Genomic DNA, 12,479 nt, shown 5'->3' on the forward strand with positions numbered 1-12,479 from the left:
CCCAACACCACCGCCACGCCCCCTTCTTCGCGCAGAGCGGCTCGGTGTCCCTCCCAACCCCTGGCCGGGCACGGCCCGCTTCGCCCTGCCCGCGAACCCTGGAAGGCGGCTCGCATGGCTTCTCCCGTACGCGTCTGGCTCAACCGCACGTACGCGGAGAACGTCTTCTTCATGGATCAGCTGCGCAGAAATCCCGCCGACCGGGCCGTCGAGATCCATGCCACGCACGGCGACCCGGACTCCCCCGTGCTGGCCGCCGCGGACACCGCCGACCTGGAGCCGGAGGGCCTGTCCCCGGCCGGGTACGTCGAGTACGCGCTGGACCAGTGCGCGCGGCGCGGCATCGACGTGTTCGTGCCCCGGCTGCACCAGTCGGCCGTCGTGGCGCACCGCGCCGAGTTCGAGGCGGCCGGGACGGCGCTGCTCGCGCCGACGGCGCGGGCCGTGGCCCTGTTCGAGGACAAGGTGGTCGCCTACGAGGCGGTCCGGGCGATCGGCGTTCCGGTACCGCCGTGGTGGCGGGTGCGCACGGCCGACGAGCTGGTCCTCGCGGTGGAGGAGCTGGAGGCAGGCGGCCACCGGGCGTGCTTCAAACCGGCATCCGGCGCCGGCGGGGTGGGCTTCCGGATGGTCACCCGGGACTCCTTCTCGCTCGCGCACCTGACCGGCTTCCCGAGTCCGTCCGTGCCGCTCCCCCTGGTCGTGGAGGCGCTGCGGGCGGCCGAGGAGCCCGTGGACTGGCTGGTGATGCCGCGCCTGGAGCAGCCGGAGGTCTCGGTGGACTGCCTCACCGGCCCCGACGACCGGGTCCGGCTCGCGGTGGGGCGCACCAAGAACGGCCGCCGTCGCGGCTTCACCCTGCACGAGCGGTGGCTGGCACCGGCGCGGCGGATCGCCGAGGAGTTCGGACTGCACCACCTGTCCAACGTGCAGTTCCGGATGTACGGCGACCGGCCCGTCCTGATGGACGTCAACACCCGCCCGGCCGGCGGGCTGCACCAGCTGGCGCTGTGCGGCGTCAACGTGCCGTGGGCGGCGCTCCGGCTGGCCCTCGGCGACGACCCGGGCGAGCTGGAGCCGCCGTTCCTGGGCCAGGACTACGCGGTGGTGTCCGGACCGCGCCCCCTGCGTCCCGTGTCCCTGCCGCACCAGCGCGCCGAGCTGTCCGCCCCGCCCGTCGTGCCGACAGCGGCGGACGCACCGGCACCGGCCGTGGCACCGGCACCGACTGCGGCTGCGGCTGCGGCTGCGGCTGCGGCGTCGTCGGCGCCCGTGCCGTCGGCCCCGGCGGGACTCAGCTGAGGTACGCCAGCCCCGGGTGCACCGCCCGGTAGCCGTCGACGAGGCGCTCGGCCACCCCGACCGAGTCGACCAGGGGGTGCAGGGCGAAGGCCCGCACCGCGGCAGCGCGGGAGCCGGTACCGGCCGCCGTCAGGATCTCGCGCTCCACGGTCTTGACCGCGCAGACCAGGCCGGTGGCGTGGTCCGGCAGCGGGTCGACGGCCATCGGGTGGGCGCCGTTGGCGTCGACCAGGCAGGGGACCTCGATCACCGCGTCGCGGTCGAGGACGGACAGCGTGCCGCGGTTGCGGACGTTGAGGACGAGGGTGGCGCGTTCGTCACGGGCGACGGCGCGCATCAGTGCCAGCGCCACCTTCTCGTAGCCGCCGGACAGGTCCTCGGCCTCGCGCTCGCCCGCGCCCGCCGTCTCGCGGTTCTCGGCCATGTAGGTGGCCTCGCGTTCGGCCCGGGTGCGGTTCCAGGTCGCCAGGGCCGGGGTGCCGGGGCGGCGCATCGCGTCGTAGAAGCGGTCCTGCTGGTCGCGCAGGAACGCGCCGCGCGTGCGGTCGGCCTCCCGGTAGGCGCGGACGGTCTCCCGGTTGAAGTAGTAGTAGTGCAGGTACTCGTTGGGGATCGCGCCGAGGGAGCGCAGCCACTCGGGGCCGAAGAGCCGGCCCTCCTCGAAGGAGCCGAGCAGCTCCGGGTCGGCGAGCAGCCGGGGCAGCTCGTCGCGTCCGTCGACCCGCAGGCCGCGCAGCCAGCCGAGGTGGTTGAGGCCGACGTAGTCGACGAAGGCGCGGTCCGGGTCGGCGCCCAGCACCCGGGCCACCCGCCGGCCGAGGCCCACCGGTGAGTCGCAGATGCCGACGACCCGGTCGCCGAGGTGCCGGGACATGGCCTCGGTGACCAGTCCCGCCGGGTTGGTGAAGTTGATGACCCAGGCGTCCGGCGCCAGCCGGGCCACCCGCCGGGCGATGTCGACGGCGACCGGGACGGTCCGCAGTCCGTACGCGATACCGCCCGCACCGACCGTCTCCTGGCCGAGGACGCCCTCGGCGAGCGCCACCCGTTCGTCGTCGGCGCGTCCCTGGAGGCCGCCGACGCGGATCGCGGAGAACACGAAGTCGGCGCCGCGCAGCGCCTCGTCGAGGTCGGTCGTGGCGGTGACCGTCGGCGCGTCGGGCACCCCGGCCGCCTGCTCCGCGAGCACCCGGGTCACCGCGGTCAGCCGGGCCGGGTCAAGGTCGTGCAGGACGACGTCGGTCACGCGCCCCTCGGCGCGGTCCCCGAGGAGCGCCCCGTACACGAGCGGCACCCGGAACCCGCCGCCGCCCAGCATCGTCAGCCTCACGTCCCGCACCCTTCCGCCGCCCGCGGCCGCACTTGCGTACGGCGCCGATCATGGCACGGCCGGGTGCCCCCGCGCGCACACCTCGCCCTCCCCGGTCACGGGGCCGGACGGGCGGGGCCACCGGGCGGTGACCCCGCCCTGAGCGGGACCCGTTCACAACGGGCCGACGAGACGCTGGAGTTCGATCTGACGCAGTCACTGGCGTCCGGCGAGAACCTCCCGGAAAGGGTCGCGCGGGAATGCCCGCTGAGCATGTTCCTCGGCGACCTGCACGACGCGGACAACACCCTGCTGGACTGCGTCGGCAGGATGAGCAGTGAGATGACCCGGGTGCCGTTGTTCATCGTGGCCGCGGCGCGACCCCAGCTCTTCGACCGGTGCCCGGGCTGGGGTGGCGGAACGCCTCAGTTCACCACCATGTCCATCGATCCGCCGGTGGCGGCCTGGCGGACGCCGGCCAAGCTTGCGGCCGCACCGGCGAACCGGTCCTTCCCCGGTCTCGCCGACTGCACGCCCTGACCGCCGCTCCCCCACGCGTCGCGGAGGGGCCGGGCACCGTCCACGGACCCTCTCCTCCGGCTCAGTGGTGCAACCCCTTCTTACCGGGTGTCCGACCACCTGGAAGCGGCCTTGCGCGACCTGTGCTCCCTGTTCCGCGACGAGGACGAGCGGCGCCTGACGGGCTGACGGCCCTCCGTCCCCGCTCCCCACGGCACGCCGCCCGGTCCCCCTTCCCGGGCGGCGTGCCGTCACCGGGAACCGGTCGTGGGCGGTGTCCCCCGTCCCCCGGGGCACTCGGCAGCGGTCGGCATTGTCGCGACATCACGACGTTCAGGGGCTGAACTCCCCATCCCCGCACGGACTTTCTCGGCTTCACCTCTTGACGGCGGCGTCGGCCCGGAGCACATTGGCGGCACTCTGAGAGCGCTCTCAAAACCCCCCGGGAGCGTGCTCGGGCGTTCCGCTTCCCACTCCCGCATCGAGAGGCGACCCCACATGAGTCAGACATCCGGCAACCCGCCCAGACGCCGGCCGCTGCGCCGGGCGCTGGTGGCCGTCGTCGGCACGCTCGGCCTCGCCGCGGCGGCGACGACCGTCACGAGTCCGTCGGCGGGCGCGGCCGTGCCCCCTCCCCCGACCGGCTGGACGCAGGTCTTCGCCGACGACTTCGGCGGCGCGGCCGGCTCCGGCGTGAACACGTCCAACTGGCAGTACGACACCGGCACCTCGTACCCCGGAGGTCCGGCGAACTGGGGCACCGGCGAGATCGAGACGATGACGTCGTCCACGGACAACGTCTCCCTGGACGGCAGCGGCAACCTGCGCATCACCCCGCGGCGCGACGGCGCCGGCAACTGGACCTCGGGCCGCATCGCCACCAGGCGCGCCGACTTCGAACCCCCGGCCGGCGGCAGACTGCGCGTGGAGGCCCGCATCCAGGTCCCGAACGTCACCGGGTCCGCGGCCAAGGGCTACTGGCCGGCGTTCTGGATGCTCGGCGCGCCCTACCGGGGCAACTACTGGAACTGGCCCGGGGTGGGCGAGATCGACATCATGGAGAACACCCAGGGCCTCAACACCGTCTGGTCCACGCTGCACTGCGGCACCTCGCCCGGTGGTCCCTGCAACGAGACCAGCGGCATCGGCGGCAACACCCCGTGTCCCGGGACGACGTGCCAGGCAGGCTTCCACACCTACGGGGTGGAGTGGGACCGCTCGGCGAGCGTCGAGGAGATCCGCTTCTCCGTCGACGGCAACAACTTCCACACCGTCCGCGAGAACCAGGTCGACGCGACGACGTGGGCGAACGCCACGAACCACGGCTACTTCATCATCCTGAACGTCGCGATGGGCGGCGGCTTCCCTGACGCCTTCGGCGGCGGCCCGGACGGCGGCACCCAGCCCGGCCACTCCATGCTCGTGGACTACGTCCAGGTGCTGTCGGCCGGTGGGAGCGGTACCACGCCGCCCCCGACGGGCGGTGACCGCGACGCGTACGGCACTGTCGAGGCGGAGTCGTACGACGCGCAGTCCGGCACGATGACCGAGGGCAGTTCGGACTCGGGCGGCGGGAGCAACCTCGGCGCCCTCGCCAACGGCGACTGGGCGCAGTACAAGGGCGTCGACTTCGGTTCGAGCGGGGCGACGCAGTTCAAGGCCCGGGTGGCCGGCGGCGCGGCCGCCGGGGTCAGCGGACTGGTCGAGGTGCGCCTGGACAGCCGCGGCAACGCGCCGGTCGGCAGCTTCGCCGTGGGCAACACGGGCGGCTGGCAGTCGTGGCGCACGATCCCGGCGAACATCGCCAGGGTGACGGGCACGCACGACGTGTACCTCACCTTCACCAGCGGCCAGCCCGCCGACTTCGTGAACGTGAACTGGTTCAGCTTCGGCCACTGAGCGGGGACCGGCCCCCGCAGGAGGGCGGAGGGGCTCCACACACCGTGGGGCCCCTCCGTCGCGTCCGGGCCCGGGTGCGGGTCCGGAGGCGCACGCGGATGCGGACGCGGGTGCGGGCCCGGTCCGCTCAGCGCAGCTCGGCCCGGAAGGCCGCCGGCGTCTGGTCGGTGTGCTGCTGGAAGAACTTGGAGAAGTTCGCCGCGTCCGGGAAGCCGACGGCCGCGCCCACCCGGCCGATCGGCATCTCGGTGTGGGCGAGCAGCCTTTTGGCCTCCAGGACCACGCGCTTGTCGATGAACCCCTTGGGCGTCTCGCCGGTCGCGGCGCGCACCGCGCGGACGAGGGTGCGGCGGGAGTAACCGAGCGCGTCGGCGTAGGCACTGACGCTGTGATTGGTGGCGAACCCGCGCTCCACCGCGTCCCGGAAGAGGGTGAAGGTGCTGTCGCCCGGCGCGTCCGCCCGCCCTTCCCGCGCCGCGCGGGCGGAACTCGCCGCGAGATGGGCCAGGCGCAGCAGGAACGCGGACAGCGTGTGGCGCAGTACGGCGGTGTGCAGGCTCAGCGGGAGTGTCGTCGCGTCCTCGTACTCGCGCCGCAACTGGTCGAGGGCCGCCGTGAGTCCGGCGAGCCGCGCCTCGTCGGGGCGGAGCAGGGGCGGCAGGTCGTACCGGTAGAGACCGGTGGCTTCCACCGTCGCGCGGGGCAGGAAGCCGGGCTGCATGGTGAGCACCGTTCCGCGGTACTCGCCCTCCGGCGCGAAGCGGTGGACCTGGCCGGGACGGATCCACAGCAGATCGCCGGCCGACGCCTCGTACTCGGCGAAGTCGATCATGTGCCGGACGGGGCCGCCGGTGAAGAGCATGACGACGTGGAAGTCGATGCGGTGCACGCGGTGCAGCGGGGCGTGCGCGTGCCAGGTGCGGCCGGCGCCCATGGGCCCGACCTGCATGCCGACGCCGAGGAGGCTGAGATCGACCGGAAAGGGGAATGTTCTGATCCCGTCGCCGCCGCCTTGGTTTCTTTCGTGCGTCATGTCCTTTTCGTACCGTCCCGCCCGTGCGCCCCCTGGCGGGGCGTGTCCCAGTTTCACCACAGGCTGGCACACCACGACCTTCACTCCAAAAAGTCAGACTTTTAAGTTTGAACGCGTCAGACCAGCTACTTCGCTCCGATCGAGGATTTCTTGAAGATGAGCACGCAGACAGTGGACAGCGCGGACCGCTTCGAATGGACCGAGGCCGACCGGCGTGCCGTCGACACCGCCCGGGTCCTGGCGGCCGACGCGGTGCAGAAGGTCGGCAACGGCCACCCGGGGACGGCGATGGCCCTCGCTCCGGCGGCGTACACGATCTTTCAGAAGGTGATGCGTCACGACCCCGCCGACCCCGAGTGGACCGGCCGTGACCGCTTCGTCCTCTCGCCGGGCCACACCTCGCTGACCCTCTACACCCAGCTCTTCCTCGCCGGGTACGAGGTGGAGCTGGACGACCTCAAGGCCTTCCGCACGCACGGTTCGAAGACGCCGGGCCACCCGGAGTACGGGCACACGGCGGGCGTGGAGACCACCACGGGGCCGCTGGGCCAGGGCGTGGCCAACGCGGTGGGCATGGCGATGGCCGCCCGCTACGAGCGTGGCCTGTTCGACCCCGATGCCGCCGAGGGCGAGTCCCCCTTCGACCACACCGTCTGGGCGATCGTCTCCGACGGCGACCTCCAGGAGGGCGTCTCCGCCGAGGCGTCGTCCCTCGCCGGTCACCAGAAGCTGGGCAATCTGGTCTTCCTCTACGACGACAACCACATCTCGATCGAGGGCGACACCGTGACCGCGTTCTCCGAGGACGTGCTGAAGCGCTACGAGGCCTACGGCTGGCACACGCAGCGCATCGAGCCCGCCGAGAGCGGTGACGTCGACGTGCACGCGCTGCACGCGGCGCTCACCGCGGCGAAGGCCGAGACCGGGCGCCCCTCCATCATCGCCATGCGCACGATCATCGCGTGGCCCGCCCCGAACGCGCGCAACACCGAGGCCTCGCACGGCTCCGCCCTCGGCGAGGAGGAGGTCGCCGCCACCAAGCGCCTCCTCGGCTTCGACCCGGAGCGGTCGTTCGAGGTGGCCGACGAGGTCCTCGCCCACACCCGCCGGGCCCTGGACCGCGGCGCCGAGGCGCACGCCGCCTGGGACAAGCGCATCGCCGCCTGGCGCGACGCCGCTCCCGAGCGTGCGGCGCTGTTCGACCGCGTGGTCGCCGGCCGGCTGCCCGAGGGCTGGGAGGAGGCCCTGCCGGTGTTCGAGACCGGCAAGGCGGTCGCCACCCGCGCCGCCTCCGGCAAGGTCCTCCAGGCCCTCGGCCCGGTGCTGCCCGAACTGTGGGGCGGCTCCGCCGACCTCGCCGGTTCCAACAACACCACCATCGACAAGAACAGCTCCTTCCTCCCCGAGGGCAACCCGCTGCCCGGCGCCGACCCGTACGGCCGCACCGTGCACTTCGGCATCCGCGAGTTCTCCATGGCCGCCGAGATGAACGGCATCGCGCTGCACGGCAACACGCGGATCTACGGCGGCACCTTCCTGGTCTTCTCCGACTACATGCGCAACGCGGTGCGCATGTCCGCGCTGATGCAGCTGCCGGTGACGTACGTGTGGACGCACGACTCCGTCGGCCTGGGCGAGGACGGCCCCACTCACCAGCCGGTCGAGCACCTCGCCGCGCTGCGCGCCGTCCCCGGACTGAACGTGGTCCGCCCGGCCGACGCCAACGAGACCGCGACCGTGTGGGCCGAGATCCTCCGGCGCCACTCCACCCACCCCGCGCCGCACGGCCTCGCCCTCACCCGGCAGGGCGTGCCGACCTACGCCCCGAACCCGGACGCGGCGCGCGGCGGGTACGTCCTCGCCGAGGCGTCCACCGGCACCCCCGACGTCGTCCTGATCGCCACCGGCTCCGAGGTCCGGCTCGCGATGGCCGCTCGGGAGGCGCTGGAGGCGGAGGGCACCGCCACGCGGGTGGTGTCGATGCCGTCCGTGGAGTGGTTCGAGGAGCAGCCCCCCGCGTACCGCGAGAGCGTGCTGCCGCCCTCCGTGCGGGCCCGGGTGGCCGTGGAGGCCGGGATCGGTCTGACCTGGCACAAGTACGTCGGTGACGCGGGCCGCATCGTCTCCCTGGAGCACTTCGGCGCCTCCGCCGACGCCGAGACCCTGTTCACCGAGTTCGGCTTCACCGCCGAGCACGTGGCCGCCGCCGCCAGGGAGTCCCTGGCCGCCGCCCGCGGCTGAGCCCACCCCCTGCGAAGCAGAAAGAGAAGATGATCACTGTGACCGAAGCAACCGCGACAGCGGGAGCGCTGCAGCGCCTGGCCGACCAGGGCGTGTCCGTCTGGCTGGACGACCTGTCGCGGCGGCGGATCGAGTCCGGCAACCTCGCCGAGCTGATCAGGACGAGGAACGTCGTCGGCGTCACCACCAACCCCTCGATCTTCCAGGCCGCCATAGGCTCCGGCGAGGGCTACGAGGAGCAGCTCGCCGACCTCGCCACCCGGGCCGTGACCGTCGACGAGGCGGTCCGCATGATGACCACCGCCGACGTCCGCGCCGCCGCCGACGTGCTGCGCGAGGTGTACGACGCGACCGGCGGGCGGGACGGCCGGGTCTCGATCGAGGTCGACCCCCGCCTCGCCCACGACACCCGGGCCACCGTCGCCGAGGCGCGTCAGCTGGCCTGGCTGGTCGACCGCCCCAACGTGATGATCAAGATCCCGGCGACGAAGGCCGGTCTCCCGGCGATCACCGAGGTCGTCGGCGCCGGCATCAGCGTCAACGTCACCCTGATCTTCTCCCTGGAGCGCTACCGCGAGGTCATGGACGCCTACCTCGCCGGACTGGAGAAGGCCCGGGCGGCCGGGATCGACCTGGCCGGCATCCACTCGGTCGCGTCCTTCTTCGTCTCCCGCGTCGACAGCGAGATCGACAAGCGCCTGACGCTGCTGGGCACGGACGAGGCGCTCGCGCTGCGCGGAAGGGCCGCGCTGGCCAACGCGCGCCTGGCCTACGAGGCGTACGAGCAGGTCTTCGCGGGCGACCGCTTCACCGCCCTCGCGGGCGCGCGCGCCAACCCCCAGCGGCCCCTGTGGGCCTCCACCGGGGTGAAGGACCCGGCATTCCGGGACACCCTGTACGTGGAGGAGCTGGTCGCTCCCGGCACCGTGAACACGATGCCGGAGGCCACCCTGGAAGCCGCCGCCGATCACGGCGACGTCCGGGGTGACACGGTCACCGGCGGGTACGCGCAGGCCCGGGCGGACCTCGCAGCCGTGGAGCGGCTCGGCGTGCCGTACGACGAGGTGGTGGAGCAGTTGGAGCGAGAGGGCGTGGCGAAGTTCGAGGCGGCCTGGGACGACCTGCTCGCCGCCGTGACGAAGTCCCTCGACAGCAAGGGAGTTGACGGGGAATGAGCGAGGAGCTTCCCGCTACGGCGGTCCAGGAGACCAAGGCGACGAAGGAAGCCGAGGAAGCCCGGACGGCCCAGGAGGCGGCGGGACCGCCGCCGGCCGAGGAGGCCGGGCAGTCCCGCGCCGCGGGAGCGGCGAAGGCGGCCGGCGCGGCCAAGGCATCCCGGAGCGCGAAGAAGACCGGGACGGCCCGCGCCGCCAAGGGAGCGAAGGGCAAGGGCACCGAGGGGAAGGGCGTCGAGCCGGTGGCACCGCTCGACTGGAGCAACCCGCTGCGCGATCCCCAGGACCGCCGCCTGCCCCGTATCGCGGGCCCCTCCGGGCTGGTCATCTTCGGTGTCACCGGCGACCTGTCCCGCCGCAAGCTGATGCCGGCCGTGTACGACCTGGCCAACCGCGGCCTGCTGCCGCCGGGCTTCTCGCTGGTCGGCTTCGCCCGCCGGGACTGGGAGGACCAGGACTTCGCCCAGGTGGTGCACGACGCGGTCAGGGAGCACGCGCGCACGCCGTTCCGCGAGGAGGTCTGGCAGCAGCTCTCCGAGGGCATGCGGTTCATCCCGGGTGACTTCGACGACGACAACGCGTTCGAGGAGCTGCGCAAGGCCGTGGAGGAGCTGGACTCCTCCCGCGGCACCAGCGGCAACTACGCCTTCTATCTCTCCGTGCCGCCGAAGTTCTTCCCGAAGGTCGTGCAGCAGCTCAAGAAGCACGGGCTGACCGACGCACCGGACGGCTCCTGGCGGCGGGCGGTGATCGAGAAGCCGTTCGGGCACGACCTGGACAGCGCCCGCGACCTGAACGCCCTGGTCCACGAGGTGTTCGACCCGGAGCAGGTCTTCCGGATCGACCACTACCTGGGCAAGGAGACGGTGCAGAACATCCTGGCGCTGCGCTTCGCCAACCAGATGTACGAGCCGATCTGGAACCGGTCCTACGTGGACCACGTGCAGATCACCATGGCCGAGGACATCGGCATCGGCGGCCGGGCCGGCTACTACGACGGCATCGGCGCGGCGCGCGACGTCATCCAGAACCACCTGCTCCAGCTGATGGCCCTGACCGCGATGGAGGAGCCCGCCTCCTTCGACGCGCCGTCGCTGCTCACCGAGAAGCTGAAGGTGCTGCGGGCCGTGCGGCTGCCGGAGGAGCTGGGCGAGCACACCGTGCGCGGACAGTACGCGGGCGGCTGGCAGGGCGGCGCGCAGGTGCCCGGATACCTGGAGGAGGAGGGCATCGACCCGGCCTCCACGACCGACACCTACGCGGCCATCAAGCTGGGCATCGACAACCGCCGCTGGGCGGGCGTCCCCTTCTACCTGCGCACCGGCAAGCGCCTGGGCCGCCGGGTCACCGAGATCGCGGTGGTCTTCCAGCGGGCCCCGCACTCCCCCTTCGACTCCACCGCGACGGAGGAGCTGGGCGAGAACGCGATCGTCATCCGCGTCCAGCCCGACGAGGGCATGACGGTGCGGTTCGGCTCCAAGGTGCCGGGCACGTCGATGGAGATCCGGGACGTGTCCATGGACTTCGCCTACGGCGAGTCGTTCACGGAGTCCAGCCCGGAGGCGTACGAACGGCTGATCCTGGACGTCCTTCTGGGTGACGCCAACCTGTTCCCGCGCCACCAGGAGGTGGAAGAGTCCTGGCGGATCCTCGACCCGATCGAGGAGTACTGGGCCTCGCACGACAAGCCCGCGCAGTACGCGTCGGGCGGCTGGGGTCCGCGGGAAGCCGACGAGATGCTCGCACGAGACGGACGGAGCTGGCGCAGGCCATGAGGATCGACCTGACCGACACCACGGCAAGCAAGATCAACAAGGCGCTGGTGCAGGGCCGCCGGGCCATCGGCACCCCGGCCGTGGGCATGGTGCTCACGCTGGTCATCGTCACGGACGAGGAGAACGCCTACGACGCGATCAAGGCGGCCGAGGAGGCCTCGCACGAGCACCCCTCGCGCACCCTGGTCGTCATCAAGCGCCACCCCCGCAACCTGCGCGACCGCACCCGCTCGCACCTCGACGCCGAGGTCCGGGTCGGCTCGGAGGCCGGCACCGGTGAGACTGTCATCCTGCGCATGTACGGGGAGGTGTCCGAGCACGCCGACTCGGTGGTGCTGCCGCTGCTGCTGCCGGACGCGCCGGTCGTCGTGTGGTGGCCGGTGGAGGCGCCGGACAACCCCGCGAAGGACCCCCTGGGCGCCCTGGCCCAGCGCCGGATCACCGACCTCTACTCGGTCGAGCGGCCGATGGAGGTCCTGGAGCGCCGGGTCCGCGCCTACGCGCCCGGTGACACCGACCTCGCCTGGACCCGGCTGACGCTGTGGCGCTCCATGCTGGCCGCGGCTCTCGACCAGGCCCGGGTGCCGGTCACCTCGGCGGTCGTGGAGGCCGAGGCGGACAACCCGGCCGCCGAGCTGCTGGCCCGCTGGCTGGAGGCCCGGCTGGCCGTCCGGGTGGAGCGGGTGGTCACCGACGGGCCGGTCGTCACCGCCGTCCGCCTGGGCACGGCGAACGGCGAGATCGTCATCGACCGTCCCGAGGGACCGCTCGCGACGATGACCCTGCCCGGGCAGCCCCCGCGCTCCCTCGCGCTGAAGGTGCGCGCCACCTCCGAACTCATCGCCGAGGAGCTCAGGCGCCTCGACGCGGACGAGATGTACGCCGTCGCGCTGCGCGGCGAGGCCGGCAAGGAGAACCCTGTTCATGTCTGACACCCCCAAGCTCGACCAGCGCCCGGAGTGGACCGCGCTCGCGGACCACAGCAAGGGGACGCTGCCCCACCCGGACCTGCGCGAGCTGTTCGCCCAGGACCCCGGGCGGGCGGAACGGTACGTCGTGCGCGTCGGCGACCTGCGCATCGACTACTCGAAGAACCTCGTCACCGACGAGACGCTGGCCCTGCTCCAGGAGCTGGCCGCCGCGACCGACGTGTTCGGGCTGCGGGACGCGATGTTCCGCGGTGAGCGGATCAACATCACCGAGGACCGGGCGGTGCTGCACACCGC

At 72.6% G+C, this 12,479-nt stretch carries 9 protein-coding genes and 1 pseudogene; 8 read left to right on the forward strand and 2 right to left on the reverse strand.

The annotated features are described in order from the left end of the window. The first annotated feature begins 114 nt into the window (after window positions 1–114). Window positions 115–1,302: an ATP-grasp domain-containing protein gene (locus EV562_RS04555; protein ID WP_133885313.1), complete on the forward strand. Its 1,188-nt coding sequence runs from the start codon at window positions 115–117 to the stop codon at window positions 1,300–1,302. On the opposite strand, the gene EV562_RS04560 is transcribed toward EV562_RS04555, so the two are convergent. Beyond that, window positions 1,295–2,632, reverse strand: a complete 1,338-nt coding sequence (locus EV562_RS04560; protein WP_166661556.1) for a 6-phospho-beta-glucosidase — start codon at window positions 2,630–2,632, stop codon at window positions 1,295–1,297. The genes EV562_RS04555 and EV562_RS04560 overlap by 8 nt on opposite strands. Window positions 2,633–2,695: 63 nt before the next feature. On the opposite strand from EV562_RS04560, the gene EV562_RS04565 reads away from it, so the two are divergent. Then, entirely contained in the window at window positions 2,696–3,151 is a 456-nt protein-coding gene (locus EV562_RS04565; RefSeq protein ID WP_133885314.1) for a hypothetical protein, read from the forward strand. A 477-nt stretch (window positions 3,152–3,628) separates the two neighbouring features. Continuing rightward, entirely contained in the window at window positions 3,629–5,029 is a 1,401-nt protein-coding gene (locus EV562_RS04570) for a glycoside hydrolase family 16 protein (RefSeq protein WP_133885315.1), read from the forward strand. Between the two features lie 127 nt (window positions 5,030–5,156). Here the strand turns inward: EV562_RS04570 and EV562_RS04575 are convergent, their stop codons facing one another. Beyond that, window positions 5,157–6,062, reverse strand: a complete 906-nt coding sequence (locus EV562_RS04575) for an AraC family transcriptional regulator (protein WP_133885316.1) — start codon at window positions 6,060–6,062, stop codon at window positions 5,157–5,159. A 156-nt stretch (window positions 6,063–6,218) separates the two neighbouring features. On the opposite strand from EV562_RS04575, the gene tkt reads away from it, so the two are divergent. The 5 genes and pseudogenes from tkt to EV562_RS04600 form a co-directional block, all read left to right on the forward strand. After that, entirely contained in the window at window positions 6,219–8,303 is a 2,085-nt protein-coding gene (gene tkt / locus EV562_RS04580; RefSeq protein WP_133885317.1) for a transketolase, read from the forward strand. 29 nt (window positions 8,304–8,332) lie between these two features. Next, window positions 8,333–9,478, forward strand: a complete 1,146-nt coding sequence (gene tal, locus EV562_RS04585) for a transaldolase (protein WP_133885318.1) — start codon at window positions 8,333–8,335, stop codon at window positions 9,476–9,478. Further along, on the forward strand, window positions 9,475–11,253 hold the full coding sequence (gene zwf, locus EV562_RS04590; protein ID WP_133885319.1) for a glucose-6-phosphate dehydrogenase: 1,779 nt from the start codon (window positions 9,475–9,477) through the stop codon (window positions 11,251–11,253). The genes tal and zwf overlap by 4 nt, the downstream gene beginning before the upstream one ends. Further along, window positions 11,250–12,185: a glucose-6-phosphate dehydrogenase assembly protein OpcA gene (gene opcA / locus EV562_RS04595; RefSeq protein ID WP_133885320.1), complete on the forward strand. Its 936-nt coding sequence runs from the start codon at window positions 11,250–11,252 to the stop codon at window positions 12,183–12,185. The genes zwf and opcA overlap by 4 nt, the downstream gene beginning before the upstream one ends. Beyond that, a pseudogene (locus EV562_RS04600) lies at window positions 12,178–12,479 on the forward strand (glucose-6-phosphate isomerase); the annotation flags it as partial. The gene opcA and the pseudogene EV562_RS04600, both read left to right, overlap by 8 nt.

The organism is Streptomyces sp. BK208 (assembly GCF_004364245.1).
Taxonomy (GTDB): domain Bacteria; phylum Actinomycetota; class Actinomycetes; order Streptomycetales; family Streptomycetaceae; genus Streptomyces.